Source organism: Candidatus Culexarchaeum yellowstonense, assembly GCF_024707025.1.
Classification (GTDB): Archaea; Thermoproteota; Methanomethylicia; order Culexarchaeales; family Culexarchaeaceae; genus Culexarchaeum.
This window is the reverse complement of the sequence record NZ_JANGFQ010000006.1, coordinates 26,801-44,435: the sequence shown is the minus strand read 5'-3', so window position 1 is coordinate 44,435 and position 17,635 is coordinate 26,801. Positions and strand designations below refer to the sequence as shown.

15 protein-coding genes are annotated in these 17,635 nt (G+C 37.6%); 10 read left to right on the top strand and 5 right to left on the bottom strand.

Going from position 1 to position 17,635, the window contains the following annotated elements:
* The coding region (locus MRT15_RS02350) for a ferrous iron transporter B (protein ID WP_304327557.1) at window positions 1-1,279 on the top strand (1,279 nt) is incomplete at its 5' end.
* A 24-nt stretch (window positions 1,280-1,303) separates the two neighbouring features.
* On the opposite strand, the gene MRT15_RS02345 is transcribed toward MRT15_RS02350, so the two are convergent.
* The gene (locus MRT15_RS02345; protein WP_304327555.1) at window positions 1,304-3,853 is read right to left on the bottom strand and encodes a VWA domain-containing protein; all 2,550 of its coding nucleotides are present in this window, start codon (window positions 3,851-3,853) and stop codon (window positions 1,304-1,306) included.
* A gap of 106 nt (window positions 3,854-3,959) precedes the next feature.
* On the opposite strand from MRT15_RS02345, the gene MRT15_RS02340 reads away from it, so the two are divergent.
* On the top strand, window positions 3,960-4,613 hold the full coding sequence (locus MRT15_RS02340) for a PHP-associated domain-containing protein (protein ID WP_304327554.1): 654 nt from the start codon (window positions 3,960-3,962) through the stop codon (window positions 4,611-4,613).
* 10 nt (window positions 4,614-4,623) lie between these two features.
* Here the strand turns inward: MRT15_RS02340 and MRT15_RS02335 are convergent, their stop codons facing one another.
* Entirely contained in the window at window positions 4,624-6,174 is a 1,551-nt protein-coding gene (locus MRT15_RS02335; protein WP_304327552.1) for an NAD(P)H-hydrate dehydratase, read from the bottom strand.
* Between the two features lie 51 nt (window positions 6,175-6,225).
* The gene (locus MRT15_RS02330) at window positions 6,226-6,456 is read right to left on the bottom strand and encodes a hypothetical protein (protein ID WP_304327550.1); all 231 of its coding nucleotides are present in this window, start codon (window positions 6,454-6,456) and stop codon (window positions 6,226-6,228) included.
* 216 nt (window positions 6,457-6,672) lie between these two features.
* Between MRT15_RS02330 and MRT15_RS02325 the strand changes: the two genes are divergently transcribed.
* Together MRT15_RS02325 and MRT15_RS02320 are read left to right on the top strand one after the other, a co-directional pair.
* Window positions 6,673-7,362: a hypothetical protein gene (locus tag MRT15_RS02325; protein ID WP_304327548.1), complete on the top strand. Its 690-nt coding sequence runs from the start codon at window positions 6,673-6,675 to the stop codon at window positions 7,360-7,362.
* A 214-nt stretch (window positions 7,363-7,576) separates the two neighbouring features.
* Window positions 7,577-8,563 (top strand): hypothetical protein, encoded by a 987-nt coding sequence (locus MRT15_RS02320; RefSeq protein ID WP_304327546.1) that lies wholly within the window; start codon window positions 7,577-7,579, stop codon window positions 8,561-8,563.
* Between the two features lie 20 nt (window positions 8,564-8,583).
* Here the strand turns inward: MRT15_RS02320 and MRT15_RS02315 are convergent, their stop codons facing one another.
* Window positions 8,584-9,426, bottom strand: a complete 843-nt coding sequence (locus tag MRT15_RS02315) for a DMT family transporter (RefSeq protein ID WP_304327543.1) — start codon at window positions 9,424-9,426, stop codon at window positions 8,584-8,586.
* A 101-nt stretch (window positions 9,427-9,527) separates the two neighbouring features.
* Here MRT15_RS02315 and amrS point away from each other — a divergent pair, with 101 nt between their 5' ends.
* The 4 genes from amrS to MRT15_RS02295 all read left to right on the top strand — a co-directional run bounded on the left by amrS (window position 9,528) and on the right by MRT15_RS02295 (window position 13,767).
* Entirely contained in the window at window positions 9,528-10,574 is a 1,047-nt protein-coding gene (gene amrS, locus MRT15_RS02310) for an AmmeMemoRadiSam system radical SAM enzyme (protein ID WP_304327542.1), read from the top strand.
* 63 nt (window positions 10,575-10,637) lie between these two features.
* Complete coding sequence (locus tag MRT15_RS02305) at window positions 10,638-11,774, top strand: aldo/keto reductase (protein ID WP_304327540.1); 1,137 nt, start codon at window positions 10,638-10,640, stop codon at window positions 11,772-11,774.
* Between the two features lie 51 nt (window positions 11,775-11,825).
* Window positions 11,826-12,473, top strand: a complete 648-nt coding sequence (locus MRT15_RS02300; RefSeq protein WP_304327538.1) for a lactate utilization protein — start codon at window positions 11,826-11,828, stop codon at window positions 12,471-12,473.
* A gap of 97 nt (window positions 12,474-12,570) precedes the next feature.
* Window positions 12,571-13,767 (top strand): M20 family metallopeptidase, encoded by a 1,197-nt coding sequence (locus MRT15_RS02295; protein ID WP_304327537.1) that lies wholly within the window; start codon window positions 12,571-12,573, stop codon window positions 13,765-13,767.
* Here MRT15_RS02295 and pyk read toward each other — a convergent pair.
* Window positions 13,764-15,140 (bottom strand): pyruvate kinase, encoded by a 1,377-nt coding sequence (gene pyk / locus MRT15_RS02290; RefSeq protein ID WP_304327535.1) that lies wholly within the window; start codon window positions 15,138-15,140, stop codon window positions 13,764-13,766. The genes MRT15_RS02295 and pyk overlap by 4 nt on opposite strands.
* Before the next feature lie 133 nt (window positions 15,141-15,273).
* Here pyk and MRT15_RS02285 point away from each other — a divergent pair, with 133 nt between their 5' ends.
* Both MRT15_RS02285 and MRT15_RS02280 read left to right on the top strand, forming a co-directional pair.
* Entirely contained in the window at window positions 15,274-16,683 is a 1,410-nt protein-coding gene (locus tag MRT15_RS02285) for a DUF1297 domain-containing protein (protein WP_304327532.1), read from the top strand.
* Window positions 16,684-16,705: 22 nt separating this feature from the next.
* Window positions 16,706-17,635 carry a phosphoribosylaminoimidazolesuccinocarboxamide synthase gene (locus MRT15_RS02280; RefSeq protein WP_304327559.1) on the top strand — a complete coding sequence of 310 codons (930 nt, stop codon included), beginning with the start codon at window positions 16,706-16,708 and terminating at the stop codon, window positions 17,633-17,635.

Here is a 17,635-nt window from a genome sequence, read left to right as displayed (position 1 = left end):
ACTATTAGTTCAGGAGTTTGTGGATGAATTGGAGCGTATACATGGTGAAAAGATATCTTCAATAATATCCTCTGAGCGTTATAGCATCATAAGTAGGGATATATTGCCAAAGGTTCAATTCATTGAGAGAGCACCAATATCACGGACATTCTCCGATAAATTGAATTACTGGACTACGCATCCAATACTCGGTTATCCAATACTCATACTAGTCTTCCTATCAATCTTCTATGCAGTTTTCACTGGAGGAAGATTATTGGAGGAAGCTTTAAGCTACATTTTTGATGAGAATTTAATGCCTTGGATTTCTGGGATTATTTCAGGCATCCTCCCTGAAACAATCTATAATATCGTGATTAATGGTTTCTTCGGTGGATTGATAGCGACACTCACAATCTCTCTACCATACATCCTACCCTTCTACTTCATCTTATCGATACTTGAAGATACTGGATATATGCCTAGGGCAGCATATCTAATGGATGCATTCATGCATAGGATTGGATTGCATGGTAAGGCTTTCTTGCCATTAATGCTTGGTTATGGATGTAATGTTCCAGCATGCTTGGGTTGTAGAATTATGGAGAGTGATCGTGAAAAGCTTCTACTAAGCTTTCTAGTGGTTTTAATTCCGTGTAGTGCTAGGACTGTGGTTATACTTGGAATTGTTGGTAAATATATTGGTTTCACGTATGCATTGATGCTGTATTTAATCAACATTATTGTGATAGTTTTGTTTGGGTATGCTCTAAATAGGCTTCTACCAGGTTGCCCTGTGGGTTTAATTATGGAGATGCCTGATTATCGTAAACCAGTTTTGAAGGCTGTTCTTTTAAAGACTTGGCATAGGGTTAAAGGATTCATTTATGAAGCTTCACCATTAATAGTTGCTGGTAGCGTCATACTTGAAACCATATACCAATTGAATATGGTTCCATTGATATCATATTATGCTTCACCATTAATATCCGGATTGCTTGGATTGCCAGCTGTAACGGCTTTCCCATTGATATTTGGAATTCTTAGGAAGGAGCTTGCATTAATACTGCTTCAAGAAGTTATTGGATCCAGTGATCTTAATTTAGTTTTAAGTGTGAAGCAGATGCTTGTATTCACGGTGGTTGTTATGTTTTTCATTCCATGTGTTGCCACTATAGCTGCATGTGTGAGGGAGGAGGGTTGGAGGAGGGCTACTTCAATCTCTTTGTTCACTATAGCGATTTCAGTTTTGGCTGGGTGGGTTACAAATATTGTTTTAACCTTCCTTTTCGGTTTATGATATTAGCATTGACTTTCGTAATTCTTATTCAAGTATGAAGCCTATTGGCTCCATAACTCTTTCAGGTATTGCTGGCATTTGGCTCACAACATCTTCTATCACTATTTCCGCCATTGGTTTATCTGCTCTTAAACCATAATATTTCCCCCCAGTAATCTTAGCTATCTCCATCATTAATGCTGTCGGCGTATAGAATATCACTTGCATATCCTTCCTATAGTATATTCTCTTGTATATTTCGTCTGATCTGTGATCAGTATTTATAACTATGGTCTTTATCCCATCTTTAGCTATCTTCTTTGCCATGTCCAATGCATCTGCTTGTGCTGGGTTTAGAAATTTGTATCTATTCTCCATGGATAATGGGTTTTCTAGGGCTACGTTTGCTATTCCATCAGATATTATCACCATTACTGGTATGGATTCCTTCATTTTTGATTTCTCCATTAACAGTATTTCTCTAGCCTTCTTTAACCCTGCAGCTAGTGGTGTGAAGTCGCTTACACCAACATTCACAAGTTTCTCTATTACTGCATTGATGTTTGTTGTTGGATATTGGAGTACCTCGGCGTTTCTCCCCTTGAATACTATTAATCCAACTTTATCCCTCTTGGCATGAGCCCCCTTCTGCAACCCTCTTATAGCAGCTTTTACACTTTCTATTGATGATACCATTGATTCACTTATATCTAATACTATCATTGTTATTAATGGCATTCTAGTTTCCTTCACCTTAACTCTAATATCATCATAATCTATTTTTATTGCAAGACCTCCTCCACTTCTACTCTTTTGTTTTGGTGCTGCTACTCTTATTGTGGGTGCTATGGCTATGTCGTATGGCTTCTCCTTTGGTAGTGCATGTTTAACGTATTTCCCCCTCCTAATCCAAATCCCCCTTGCAACTTCAGCTCTCCCCCTCCTTCTACCCTTCATGTACTCTGATGATAATGTTATCTTGAATAATGGTGGTGGCGCAGTCATTATCTCATAAATGTTTTGAAATATCTTCCTCCCCTTATCTATTGCAGCTTTATAATTTGCCTTTATCTTAGCACCCAATAATGCTATGTATTGAAATGCTCTTGAACCAAATTTCTGCATTGGTGGTGGAGCTTCAACTATTTGCTCTTTAACCATGATCCTATGTGTAATGATCCTCCTAGCCTCCTCCTCTTGGGCTCTAATAGCTTTAGCATACATCACTGCCCTCCCTCTTCTTCTCAATAACATATTGATTATTGCCTGTATTGCCATGTATATTGCGAAGGCTATTGCTGCTAGTTTAAATAGTTCTGTGCTCATGAATTCACTTATCTCCTCCCACCCTCCACCCCTCACTCCAGCGAACATTAGTGTTATTGCTGCAAAGGCAAAGTAGAATACCAGATAGTACATTATACCCATTATTAGGAATGCTATTGGTGTTGGTATGTTTAGTGTTCTACTCTTCATTGATGGTGGTTTTGTTATTTGTGGTAAAGTTGCACTTTCACCTATCTCCACCTTAACTTGCTTTATCTCCTCTTCTTCAGCTTCTTCTTTCACACCTTTAGTTGTTGTTACTGCTCCCATCAATGTTTGCTTTAATTCTTCACTGGTTATTGGCGTGTATTCACCACTCTTCATCCTGTGTGGTAAAACCATTTCAGCTGCTTTTAGCATATCATCGATGGTTACTTCAATTCTACCATTTAAAGCGGCTAATGCCTTTGAAACCTTAATGATGGTTATATCTGGTCTATGTCCATCAACATGCATTTTTGCACATAATTCCACAGCCTTTTCCTCTATTTCTCTACTTACCTTTATCATGGGCAGTAATTTCCTAGCCTCATTAATTTTCTTCTTTAACTCTTCTTGCTTCTCCACCCATTTCATTATGAATCCTTGTGGATCTTCCTCATATTCTATATTCCTACTAATAACTTCATTTCTATCTTCAATGCGGTTTATTTCATTCATTTTTACGCAAATTGCAAATCTATCTAAAATTTGAGGTCTTAAACCCCCCTCTTCCGGGTTCATGGTTCCAATTAGTATGAATTTTGCTGGGTGAACTACCTTTACACCCTCCCTTTCAACTATGTTCCATCCTGAAGCTGCTGCATCAAGTATTACATCTGTTAATGTGTCCGGGAGGAGGTTTACTTGATCTATGTATAGTATCCCCCTATTTGCCTTTGCCAATATTCCTGGTTCGAAATCTTTTACCCCCTCCCTTATGGCCTTTTCCCAATTTATGGATCCAACAACCATATCTTCCGTGGCGTTTAATGGTAGCTCTACAAATGGCATTTTAATTTTCCTTGTACGTATACTCCCCCCACTTGTAATAGTCTCTTTACATTTCATACACATTTCCTCTGGTTTATATGGGTTGCAATGGAATTGGCATCCTTCAATAACTTCTATTTCTGGTAGCAAGTCTATTATTGATCTTACAATCGTGGTTTTCCCAGATCCTTTTGGGCCTATTATCAGCACTCCACTTATTGTTGGATCTACAAGTATTGTAAGTAGTGCTGTTTTAACATTCTCTTGATCAACTATTGCTGTAAATGGGTAATTCAAACTTTCATACATTTGTATTCATGGTTTATTTATGTTTCAGCAACCCTATAAATTATTCTCAGTTAATCATATAACTTTGGATTTAACTACAATTTTATTGTTAATTATGCGCATCGATATGCATGTTCATACATGTTTATCCGATGGTTTATCTTCACCTTTAAAAACTGCTAAGGGTGCATTGGGTAAAGTTGATGGTTTAGCATTTACTGATCATATAAATTCTATGGATCAATTGAAAATTCTTGAAAGGCGCTTTAAGATTTATGGAAGTGTGAAGTTTGATGGATTTACAATTTTACCTGGATTTGAATTATCCTTTGATTTTGGACATGTATTGGCAGTCTTCCCAGACTTCAATTTAAGTTTCCCGAATAGAATTTTACATGATATTTGGGAGTTTCGTGAATTTGTTAAGGGGTGTGGTGGTATTATTATTGCTGCACATATATTTAGGTCTTCAGGGATTGGTAGAAGGGTTTTTGAATTGAAGAGGGTTTTCGATGCTTTGGAAGTTTATCCATTTAGTGACGTTTTTGATGTATACTCCCTTAAAATCCCATTAATTGCCGGTTCAGATTCGCATACTCCATACACTGTGGGTTTCGCATACACCTACATTCCCCATTCAAATTGTAGTGGTGATGAAATACTTCATTCAATTGTTAGTGGGAGAGTTCTCCCAGTAATGCGTAAACCCTACATTCTTAGGAAGTTGATGGATGCACCCCACATACTCTCAAAATTAATTCCAAAATAAATCCCGTACACTATAGGTATTTTTCTACAACTTTGAATGCTTCAGGTATCTTCTCAATAACATCCGTGGCGGTTATGTGATACCCCTTCTCCATTACAGCTATATCTCCAGCCAACCCATTTATGAATGCTGCTGCAACTGCTGCTCTGAATGGGTTTTGTGTCCACGTTATGAATGTAGCTGTAATCCCGGTAAGGACATCTCCAGTTCCACCTACAGTCATTCCAGGATTTCCAGTTCTATTAACTTTAAACTTTTCACCATCAGATATTATATCGTAATGTGATTTCAGCAGTATGGTTGCTCCAATCCTTCTAGCTTGCTCCATTACTATTGGTATCCTATTCTTCCATCCACCCCCCTCTTCGCTTGGTAGGGTTATTCCAGTTACTATTTTGAATTCCCCAGCATGTGGTGTTATAACGGTCTTTGCCCCTTTGGTTATTGCTGGATCCTTTGCGTAGGCTTTCAATGCATCTGCATCTATAACTATGTTTTTACCTTTATCTGAAGCTATCTTCAATATTTCCAATACTGTTTCCAAAACCTCTTGATTTGATGATAATCCTGGTCCTATGGCTATCGTATCTATTCTATCAGCTTCTCTTTCAAATAGTTTTATGGCATTCTTATTCAAGTATTCTCCCTCATACTCCTTGACTATTAAGTTTGGTGAGAAGCTTCTTATTGCGTTTGCAATGTGGCTTGGAGCCATTATCATTGATATGTCAACCCCTGCTCTCAATGCCCCCAATGCCGTTAATGCTGGTGCACCGGTGTATTCTATGCTTCCACCGATTACACATATTCTTCCAAAATCTCCTTTATGTGCAGTTTCCCTCCTCCTCTTTATGCTTATTGCTACATCTCCAGGTCCTGCAAATATCTCTGCTTCAGGTGGCACCCCTATATTCGACACAACTACTTCCCCAGCATATTTAGCCCCCTCAATACTTTCCAATCCAGCTTTTGGTTTATGATGAGTTACTGTTATGTCTGCTTTTACAGCTATGCCCATGGGAGTTCCCGTGTCTGGGTTTATTCCTGATGGTATATCTATTGAAACTACTTTTGCACCGTTCTCCTTTGATTGGTTAATTAACTTTATTATTTCTGAGAATGGTGGGTTTACAGTCCCTCTTATTCCAGTTCCAAGTAATGCATCAATTACGATGTCTGATTTCAATATGGTTTCCTTAACAAGATCTATTTGGCTTGTATCCTCAATCGTGATGATTTTTATTGATTTCTCCATATTCCTTACAATATTCCAATTCGATTGTGCCTCCTTTGTCCTTATATTCTCAGGTTTACCTACCAGTATCACTGTAACTTCATGTTCCTTTGATGCTAGATGTCTTGCTGTGACAAATCCATCTCCACCCTTATTCCCTGTTCCAGCAATTATTGTTATCTTCCCATTTTTGAGAGGAATTCTTTCAAGTACTATTCTGGCAACTTCTGCACCTGCATTCTCCATTAGAATGAGTCTTTGAACGCCTAGATATTCACAGTTTATATCTATGGCTTTAATTTCATCTGAACTTAACCCTTTACTCATACAAGCTTATCTATATTCCACCATTATAAATAGGTATTTACTGGTTACTCATCATAAGTTTTTAATGTTGTTTATGTTGCTTTTCTCTCTTATTTTATCCATGAATTCTCCTCCTATAATTTTGTTGAAGCATGTTACGCATACGCTTTTCCTCTCACCATTCTTTAATACATATTCGTACATTGATACCATTTCCCCATCATGCTCTATTAAACTGTTTCTTGAAAGTTTTCTACCGCAGATATAGCATCTGTCTCTTGCTGTTGCTCTCCTTCTCGACATTAGGTTTCAAATATATTGTATATTATGTACTAATTAAGTTGTTATTTAAATTCGTGTTTAAAGTTTCATGGGGGATTTTTCCTCATAGTCTTTTCCACTTGTTTAAACCTAACTTGCTATGTTGCTATAAAGCTATCATCATTTAATCGTCATGATTTTACCATCGCTATACAAATCTTAATATCCACATTTGCAATACATGTTTGGGGATTTTAGTTGAATGTTTTGTTTCGTAATGTTGGGTTGTATATTCTTATGTTAACTATGGATCGCCCCTTCTGTAGTGTTGAGGAAGTTGCTGAGAAAAGTTTTGCTTCATTGAATTCCATAATGGATGTATTGAAGGAGTTTGAGATGCGTGGGTTGATAAAGCTGGTTGATGTAGATGGCTCTCTTAGTGTTAATGTTCCGGATAGATTTAGGTTTGCATATTACTTGATTGATTTAGGTGTTGATATTAAGAAGGTTTCAAAGTTTCTTAGTTGGAGGGAATTTGAAGTATTATGTTCTGATGTTTTGAGGGAATTTGATTTTCATGTTGATAGGAACGTAAGGTTTAAGTATGGTTCAAAACGTTTTGAAATAGATGTTGTTGGATATAAGCTTCCATACATTATTTGCTTAGATTGTAAACACTGGTCTGAAGGTCGTTTATCAGCATTAAAATCTTCTTTGGAAAATCATTATAGGAAAACTTCAATATTTTCCTTACAATTCCCACCTAAACCTCTGATTGATCATTATAGTGGAGAACTTGTTTTCATTCCAGTTGTGGTTACACTTCTAGATTATGTGGCAGGGATCTATGATGGTTTACCAGTAGTTTCAATATTCAAACTTAATTCCTTCATAAATGATATTCTAATGATAATTCCATCATTGAGGGTGATTAGGGTTCATCCATAGGAATTGGTATATGGAAATATGTTTCTTTGTTGTGTTGGTCTGTTGCTTCAGATATGTGGGGATTATAGTGCGTTTCTGTTGCCGCTTAGTCTTTTGATGTTAATTGATTAGTTACTTTTATTTACCCTTCATGTCTATTACAACTAGCTATTTTCCATTTAAAATGTGTGGCGATGCCAATATTCATTGTGCTTGGATTTTGATGGTGTATGGCATGTGGGAGTCAATGTATGAAAAGCTTTACTCCATGAGGGTTTTTGATGAAAACTTGTATAGGAAACTTGCGGAGTGTTATATTGAAGAAAATTTAAGGGGCATCATTGGTGAGGTCGATAAATATGTACATTTATACAATGACTTTTGCGATGATGTTAAAATCATATTGAATTCTCCGCATATAATTCACACTAAACAGCTTTCCCACTTCCTGGAAAATCCCATGAATCACATAATTGATGTTTTCATTAAGAAGGCTTTCAATCTAATTTCCATGGGAGTTGATGTTAATAAGTTTGCTTCATCGATTAATCTTACCATTAAGAAGTGTATTGATGTGAATTTTAAGATGATATTCCAAAATTTTGTTGCTTTATCTATACCCTACAATCTCCACTCACATAATCCCAAAATAGTTTATCCCAAGAATGGTTGGATAATATTGTCTAGGAAGGGGGTTCAGAATAACGACTCTCTCCCACCCAATTATGTCTTGGAGATTGATGGTAGGCGATTCAGCTTCTTCATAGAGGCCCCTCGACCTATTGATTGGAGTAGGAAGGTTAGGAAGAGTTCAAAAATACCTCTTCATGCAGCTCCAAGACCGGACATAATGATATATCGGGGTTTCGTCAAAAATATTTTGAAGAATAAAGATCGTAGGGTGAAAATGGATTCTATCATTAAGCGCCCCTACATTATAATTGAATGTAAAGAAGTTGAGGGTTGGTGGAAGAGTTCAAGATTATCTAAGGGTATTAGAAATCTCACTAATGGGGAATTGGAGAATGTTAAGGCGTTGGATGTCGTTGAAGTCTATCAATCTCTCTATAGACCCAAAAAAGCCTTTGTGGTTTCAATGGTTAAAGCTCCTAGGGGTGTTAAGTATAAGTTGGGTTTGAGGGGGATTGAAATCATCGATGATACTGGTTTTAATCCATTCATGTTATCCACATTATCTAACGCTTTACTTAATGGTGTTTAGTGTGATTTTCATGGCATTCGTTATTGTGATATGGCTAGATATATCCCCATTAATGTGATCATCATACCCAACATCTTGATACCGTCAATGATTTGACCTAAAATCATGTATGCAAGTATAGTTGATATTATAGGTTCCCCTAATGTTGATGTAGCTACAGTTATTAGTCCAAGGCTTCTAAGTAAATAGTTTAGTAATGTGTGTCCCATTAGCATTGGCACTATTGTTAGTAGTATGATGTATGTCCATGTGTTTATGTTGTATGATGTAAAGTTTATGTTGTTCGCAAATATATATGTCAATGTGGTTATTCCACCTATCCCATAAACCCATGCTGTAAGAGCTTGTGTGCTCATTTCATTTCTAAGTATTCTGTTGGCTGACAAGTATATTGAGAATGATGCTGCACCTATCAATGCATAAATTATTCCCTGAATATTGACTTCACTTATATTTAATTCCCCAATCCCAGTAACCATCATTGTGGATCCAATTATTGAAGTGATTATTCCCATTAGCCTCTTTCCACTAACCTTTTCACCCATGAATTTTCCTATGATTGTAGAGAATATTGGATGTAGGTTTACTATTGTTGTGCTAATGGCTACTGGGATCATATGTAGTGATTCCATCCATAGTGTGAAGTGTGTTGCTAGGCTTAATCCTGAGATTACTATTAGGGGGCTGAATTTGGTTATCCCCTTATATTCACCGTTCACCATCATGATTAACAGTGTTAGTATTGATGATAGTGTCATCCTCCAGAATGCGCACACTATTCCAGGTGCATTTGATAACACCACAAATATTGAAGCCCATGATACGCTGAATACCGCTATCCCAAGTATTATGTAATCCTTCATTCAGTATGAAACTTAACGTTAACATATAAGATAAAGATTTTGCAATGCCCTATAGGCAATGGTTATATTTATGTCTTCCACAATATTATACTTGGATTCCCATGAAGGAAGCAATGTTATATGAATCCATGGGTAGTGGAAGTGTTAAATGTAATTTGTGTGGTCGTAGATGCATAATTCCTGAAGGTAAAACTGGTTTCTGCCGTGTACGAAGGAATGTGGGTGGGAAATTATACTCCCTCGTTTACTCTAAAGTTTGCTCTGTGGCTTGTGATCCAATTGAGAAGAAGCCTCTATTCCATTATAATCCTGGTGCATCCGTCTTGAGTATAGCTACTATTGGATGCAATTTTAGATGTTTATTCTGTGATAATTGGGTTATAAGTCAAGAGGAAGAGATTTATGGTAGAGAGTTGCCTCCAGAGAAGATTGTGGAATTGGCTTTGAAGAATGATTGTCAAGGTATAAGCTACACTTATACTGAACCAACAATATTCTTTGAATACGCATATGACACTGCCAAGATTGCCAAGAGTAAGGGTTTATTTAATACATTCGTAACTAATGGTTATATGACCCCTGAAGCTGTGGATACCATAGCCCCATATCTTGATGCCGCCACAGTGGATTTCAAATGTTCAGCAAATCCTGAGGCGTATAAAACTTTATCTAGCGTATTTGATGTTCAACCAATTTTCGATTGCCTATTGGAATTGAAGAGGAAGGGGGTTTTCATTGAAGTAACCAATCTACTTATACCTGGAATTGATGGGTGGGAGAGGGATCTTGAAAATTTAGCTAAATGGATTGTTGAGAACCTTGGCCCTGAAACCCCATTCCACATCCTTAGATTTCATCCAGACTACAAATTATATGATCGTTCTTCAACGCCAAGTTATATGCTTAAGAAGGCTTATGAGATATCCCGTAATTCCGGATTAAAGCATGTTTATGTTGGTAATGCACCTGAACTTAGACTGGAAAACACCTACTGTCCACAATGTGGTCAATTATTGATTGAGAGGTATGGATTCCAGGTTTTAGCATACAATATTACTGAAGACCTTAAATGCCCGAAATGTGGGTATAGCGTTAATGTTCGTGGAAAGTTTTGGGCTGGTGGTGGATGGCTTCGGGACATACTATAAGTTTATAAGCATATTACCGTAGAGTAGTCTATTAGTATATTAACTTGGGTGAAGGTGGATAATGTGAAGTATAGGCGTTTTGGAAGTTTAGATTGGCATGTTTCAGTGCTTGGTTTTGGGGCTATGAGGCTTCCAGTTATCGGTGACAATTATAGTAATGTGGATGAGGATGAAGCTATAAAGATGATTAGGTATGGTATTGAGCATGGGATAAACTATATTGATACTGCTTATGGTTATCATGGTGGTAAAAGTGAAGTTATAGTGGGTAGAGCTGTGGATGGTTATCATGGACGTGTCCGTGTGGCTACTAAGATGCCCGTTTACCTCGTTAATTCACAGTCGGATATGGATAAGGTTTTGGATGAGCAGTTGAATCGATTGGGCATGGATTATGTGGATTTCTATCTACTTCACGGTTTAAATAGGGAAAGGTGGAAGAAGCTTAAGGAGCTTAGGGTTTTCGAATGGATTGAACATGCTCTATCCAGTGGTAAAATAAAGCATATTGGATTCAGCTTTCATGATACCTTCGATCTATTCAAGGAAATTATAGATTCATATAATTGGACTTTATGTCAAATTCAATACAACTATTTAGACGTGGATTATCAGGCTGGGATTAGGGGGTTAAAGTATGCTGCTTCTAAAGGTATAGCCGTGGTTGTAATGGAGCCTTTGGCTGGTGGATTGCTTGCCTCACCTCCAATTGAAGTTATAAATGTGTTTAATGAAGCTAAGGTTAAGCGTAGCCCTGTGGAGTGGGCTTTAATGTGGGTTTGGAATCATCCAGAAGTTTCAGTGGCGTTGAGTGGTATGAGTACCATGCAGCAGGTTATTGAGAATGTTAAGTATGCTGAGAATGCCATCCCAAACATCCTCAGTCAAGAGGAGTTGGCTCTGTTTGATAGGGCTAGAGAAATAATACGTGGTAGGGGATTCATAAATTGTAGTGGTTGTAGATATTGTCAACCATGCCCCAATGGTGTTTTAATTCCAGACATATTTGCATATTATAATGCCTACTTTAAGAGGGGTAGGGATCCATCTGTAATAGATGAATATAACCTCAAAATTCCACCCAATGGTAGAGCTGAAAATTGTATTAAATGTGGTAAATGTGAAGAGCTTTGCCCGCAACATATTGAGATAAGGCTTTGGCTAGATAGAGCTAGGAGGCTTTTCAGCCGCCCAAGATAAACTGAAATCACTTATATACCTCCATAAATACACATTTTTATCGTGACCTTCATGGCTTTTAAGGAGTATAGAGAGTGGCATTCCAAATGCAATTTAAAGATTGTTGCAGAAAATCTAATTAAACGTGGATTTAAAGCTAAATGTTTTGATGATGTTAAGGAGGCTAAGAACTATATTCTATCAATGATACCTCAAAATGCCACTGTTGGTGTGGGTGGCTCTGTCACTATTAGGGAGCTTGGGATAATTGAGGATTTGGAGTCTAGGGGGGTTAAGGTTATTCACCATTGGATTAGAGGGTTGAGCCCTGAAGATTCATATAGGCTTAGGATGATGGAAATTAGTAGTGACTTCTTCCTTTCAAGTTGTAATGCTTTAACAATTGATGGCGTTATAGTTAATGCTGATAGTTCTGGTAATAGAGTTGCAGCCTTAGCCTTTGGTCCTAAAAACGTGATAATGGTTGTTGGCGTTAATAAGATTGTATATGATCTTGATATGGCTTTGTGGAGGATATATAATGTTGCAGCTCCCATGAATTCACGTAGACTTGGAGTTAAAGTTCCATGCGCTGAGGCTGGATATTGTGTTGATTGTGATTCAGCAGATTGTCCTGTTAGGGTTATTGAGATCATTGAGCGTAAACCTCAAGCTGGAGACTATCATGTAGTTTTGGTTAATGCAAATCTTGGTTTCTAAGCTTCACTCAAATTCAAAACACTATATTTTATTTGCAATCATAATGTTTGGAAAGTCTTTAATTCATCTTCACAGATATATTTAATTGGCGTCTTAAATGTCTGTTTACAATTGGATTTTTAATAGAGCTGTGGAGTTGGAGAGTGAAACAATATCTTTTAGACGTGAAATACACATGTATCCAGAACTTGGATTTCAAGAGAAGCGTACAGCTAAACTTGTATCTGAAATGCTTGGTAAGTGGGGTTATGAAGTTCATACTGGCATTGCTGAAACTGGAGTTCTTGGGATTTTAAGGTGTGGTGAGGGTAGGGTTGTGGCTTTAAGGGCTGATATGGATGCACTACCAATACAAGAGGAGAATGAAGTTCCATATAAGTCTAGGGTTCCAGGCGTTATGCATGCTTGTGGACATGATGCCCATGTAGCTATGCTCTTAACTGCAGCTAGGATTCTATCTGAAATGAAGGATAAACTTAGGGGGGCTGTGAAACTCATATTCCAACCAGCCGAGGAGTTGGGTGGTGGTTTGAGTGGTGCTTTCAAGATGATTGAAGAGGGGGTTTTGAAGGATCCCGATGTTGAAGCAATTTTTGGCTTCCATGTATGGAATAATCTGGATTCTGGTAAAATTGGGTTGAGGGAGGGTCCAATATTAGCTTCAACTGGGAGATTTGAAATAGATGTTAAGGGTTTAGGTGGACATGGAGCATCCCCCCATTTAGCCATAGACCCTATAGTTGTATCTGCAAGTATAATATTGAATTTACAAACCATTGTGAGTCGCAATCTGGATCCATTGGAGTCTGGTGTTGTTAGTGCTTGTTCCATTCATTCAGGGACTGCCTTTAACATAATTCCAGAATCTGCCAAAATCATTGGAACTTATCGGGCTTTAACCTTTGAGGTTAGGGATTTATTGAAGAAGCGTATTAAGGAGATATCTGAGGGGGTTGCCAAGGCATTTAATGCTGAATGTAAGGTCACCCTTGCTGATGGTGTTCCTCCAACTATAAATAATCCAATTGCAGTTAGGATGGCTAAGAGTGTTTTAAGTGAGATTGTTGGTTTAAATAATATTGTTGAAGTTAAGCCTAGTATGGGTGGAGAGGATTTTGCTTACTATCTTGAGAAAGTTCCTGGAGCATTCTTAGAGCTTGGGACGAGGAATGTTGAGCGTGGGATAACTTCTCCACATCACAATCCAAGATTTGATATTGATGAGAATGCTTTGAAGTATGGTTCAGCATCATATGCTGCCTTAGCATACCATTACCTTGCCCATGGATTCTAAACTTTCCTCTTTATTTTTACTATATGTTCCCCCTCTTCAATTAATCCATAGGTTAATACGACAGTTTCATATTCCGATATATACTTGTTCTTCAACAATTCTTGATATGTTGCTTCTAACCCCTCCTTATAATCGTTTGCTTCAACTTTTATTGGTTTTACTCCCCATACCATGGTGAGTTTTCTAAGTGTTTTAATGTTGTTTGAAGCTGCGTATATCTGGATTTTCGGTCTATATGCAGCTATTCTAATGGCCATTCTACCCTTTTGCGTGTATATTGCTAGTTTGGAGCTTATTGATTCCGCTAATACTGCTATGCTATGTGCAAATCTTTTCTGAATATCATCATCTATTGGTTTTAATTTCACATCGGTTCTTTCCTCATTTGCTTCTATTATACTTCTAAGCCACTTCACAGCTTCCACCGGGTATTTCCCAACAGCTGTTTCTCCGGTTAGCATTATTCCATCAACCCCTTCAGCTATTGCATGTGCAACATCAGTTACTTCAGCTCTTGTTGGTGCTGGATTTTCCATCATTGATGCAAGTACTTGTGTTGCAACTATTACTGGTTTACCCATGAGCCTTGCAGTTTCAATTATCTTGTGTTGTAGTATTGGTATTTCTTCCAATGGGAATTGCATTCCAAGGTCTCCCCTTGCCACTAGTATCATATCTGATTCTCTAACTATTTCCTCTAGGTTTTTCACTGCACTTACACATTCTATTTTAGACATTATCGCAATATCCTCCACCCCTTCTTCCGCCAATATCTTCCTAAGCTTCTTCACATCCTCTCCACTTTTAACGTAGCTTAATCCTATGTAGTCCATGGAGTTTTTCACGGCGAATTTTATGTTATTCAAATCTTCCTCCGTTATTGATGGTATGTTGAATTCCCTCCCTCTTATCACTATCCCCTTCCTTGATGTTATCTTTCCAGGTGTTAATGCCCTTACCTTTACCTCCCCCTCCCTTACCTCCTCTACTTTTAGACTTATATTTCCATCATCCATTAGTATTACATCTCCTGGAGCCACTATGTTGTAGAATTCATCATTTGGTAATGGTATGTTTCCCTCATGATCCTCCACTTTATTTACCATTTTTAATTCCATGCCTTGTTTTAGTTTTATTGGTTCTTCAACATATCCTAATCTTACACTCCCCCCTTTTAAGTCTCCTCCAACTCCTATTACCATTCTTAATTCCTCTTCAGTTTTCCTAACATTCTTTAAATGTTTATTCCATTCTTCTTCATTTCCATGGCTAAAATTTATTCTGAAAGCTGATACCCCTTCCAACACCATTTCTCTTACAGTTTTCAGATTTTTTGTTGATGGTCCAAGAGTCGCTATAATCTTTATCTTCATAATTCCCTTCCAATCATATGTAAGCTTGAATTTTAATGTTTCCATATTTAATCAGTTATTTAAATTTTAATTGGCCTTTAAATACAAAATATAAATAAACATTTATACATAGAATTAGTCAGGTGTTTACCATATGATTGAGGTTGAGGAGATGCGTGAAGTAGTTCGTGGTTATAGGAATCCATGTATGCTAATTATAGGGTCTCATTCAGCTCTTGATGCTTGGAGTGGAGCTAGGGGTAATGGTTTGAGATGTATAATTTACACTACGAGGGAGAGGGCTGTAATATATCTTCATAATGCTATAGCTGGAGGTCCCGATGAATTCATTGAAGATTTACCGCAAGTTGTCTCTAGGGATGTTCATGTTGTTGAAGATTTACGTGATTTATCTGGAGATTGGAGGTATGCCATTCTAATTTTGGATAGGTATTCTGATATTGTGAAGCATGTGGATGACCTTATTGAATTGGAAGCTTTACAGATTCCAAATAGGGCTTTCTCCGTTTATGTTGGTGGTGACGATTATTGTAGTGTTATTGAAAATGATTTTGCAGTTCCAATTGTAGGTTCTAGGAGGCTTCTTAAAATTGAGAATAGGGGGATTGAGAAGGATTATTACTGGTATCTTGAAAGGGCTGGCATACCATACCCCAAGAGCATTAGATATGAAATTTATAGTGGTGGTATTAGGTTTAAGGAGCCATATGAAAATCCATTAATATTGAAAACCTATCATCCACAGAGGATTTTTGAAAGGGTTTTCATTTTTGCAGCAGATTCCAATGATCTTGAACGTAAAGTTGAGAAGGCTATTGAAGATGGATATTTAAATGAGGAGACTTTAAAGGCTGCTAGGGTTGAGGAGTTAATTCTAGGTCCTCATGCCAACTTCAACTTCTTCTTCTCACCATTAAATTCAATTAAGAGTTGGGGTAGTGTTGAGGAGTATTATTCGAAACTATATAATTTAAGTTTGGAGGAGGCTAGGGTATGTTTGGCCAATGAATTCCTATCCATAGATGAGCGTAGGGAAACAATCCTCGATGGATTGAAGAGGCTTCCAGTAGATGTTCAATCTAAACTTGAAGAGAAGATTTTACCATCTTTCGAAGTTACACTTCACGCTATGGTTAGTATACGTGAATCCATTATAAAGGATGTATTGAGATGTGCTAATAGACTCCTATTATGTTTGAGAAGAGAGCTTCCACCTGGAATTATTGGATCATGGTGTCTTCAGACTGTAATAACTTGGGGTAGACCAAGTGAATATGGTTTGAAAGCAGGGTTTAAACCAGATTTTGAAGTTGAAGGTTTAGGGTTTGGTTTATATGATAGTTTTGGTGAAAACCCCCCAATGCATATACCTGTCACTCAAGATGTTGCTTTTAGGCATGGTGGTGGAACTAATGTGCATATGGGTATTGGTGGTCAGTACTCCAATGTTAGGTATAATAGGCGTATAAGTTTAGGTGAGAGGATAGGTTTGGAGATTAAGCGTGCAGTTAAGATGAAGGCTTTAGATCTCCTTGTCACGTGAATGGGTGGTTGATTTGTATATTGTGGAGAAGTATCCAAACCCATTTTCAGATGGTGGATTCGTTGATGCCGTTAGATATTCAAATCTAAATTTCCCATTGCTTAGGAGGGGGAAGGTTAGAGACATATACGATCTTGGAGATCACTTAATACTATTCCATAGCGATAGAATCTCCGCCTTCGATGTCGTTTTAAGGGAGCTTATACCCATGAAGGGTATTTACCTCAATAAACTTACAGCATTCTGGTTTGAACGTACAAAACACATATTCCCAAATCATTTCGTTGAAATGGTTGATGATAGGTCAATTAAAGTTGTTAAAGCTAATCGTATTGATATTGAGTGGATTGTTAGGGGATACTTGTATGGGTCTGCTTGGAGAAGTTATTCGAGTGGTAAGAGGGTGATATCTGGTGTTGAGCTCCCCAATGGTTTAAGTTATGCTGAGAAGCTTCCTCAACCAATACTCTCCCCTACAACGAAATCTGATGTTGGTCATGATGTGGAGATTAGTAAGAGTGAAGCTATTGATAGAGGTCTTGTTTCACGTGATGAGTGGGATGAACTTGAAGAAGCATCCCTCAAACTATACTCATACTATAATAGTGTTGCTGAGAGTGTTGGCTTAATTATTGCTGACATTAAACTTGAGTTTGGAAGGTTTAAGGGTGAATTGATACAGATAGATGAAGCTCCCACACATGATTCAGCTAGGATATGGGTTAAGAAGTATTATTGTGTTGGTAAACCTCAAGAGAGATATTGTTTGGATAAGGAGTTTTTGAGGGCATATTTGATGGCTAAAGGGTTTAATGGTGCTGGAGCTCCTCCACAGATACCTATGGATGTTATTAGGCAGGTGGCTTGGAGGGTTAGGGGTGCATATGAAGTTATAGCTTTAGGTCGATGTATTGATGAATTACCCTTAAAGGGGTTGGAGGAGTTCATTTAG

Bases quoted from the DNA above. Each gene is read 5' to 3' on its own strand.
- MRT15_RS02340 (WP_304327554.1), top strand. From the start codon at position 3,960: ATGCGCATCGATATGCATGTTCATACATGTTTATCCGATGGTTTATCT.
- MRT15_RS02335 (WP_304327552.1), bottom strand. From the start codon at position 6,174: ATGAGTAAAGGGTTAAGTTCAGATGAAATTAAAGCCATAGATATAAAC.
- MRT15_RS02330 (WP_304327550.1), bottom strand. From the start codon at position 6,456: ATGTCGAGAAGGAGAGCAACAGCAAGAGACAGATGCTATATCTGCGGT.
- MRT15_RS02320 (WP_304327546.1), top strand. From the start codon at position 7,577: ATGTGGGAGTCAATGTATGAAAAGCTTTACTCCATGAGGGTTTTTGAT.
- MRT15_RS02315 (WP_304327543.1), bottom strand. From the start codon at position 9,426: ATGAAGGATTACATAATACTTGGGATAGCGGTATTCAGCGTATCATGG.
- amrS (WP_304327542.1), top strand. From the start codon at position 9,528: ATGAAGGAAGCAATGTTATATGAATCCATGGGTAGTGGAAGTGTTAAA.
- MRT15_RS02300 (WP_304327538.1), top strand. From the start codon at position 11,826: ATGGCTTTTAAGGAGTATAGAGAGTGGCATTCCAAATGCAATTTAAAG.
- MRT15_RS02295 (WP_304327537.1), top strand. From the start codon at position 12,571: ATGTCTGTTTACAATTGGATTTTTAATAGAGCTGTGGAGTTGGAGAGT.
- pyk (WP_304327535.1), bottom strand. From the start codon at position 15,140: ATGAAGATAAAGATTATAGCGACTCTTGGACCATCAACAAAAAATCTG.
- MRT15_RS02285 (WP_304327532.1), top strand. From the start codon at position 15,274: ATGATTGAGGTTGAGGAGATGCGTGAAGTAGTTCGTGGTTATAGGAAT.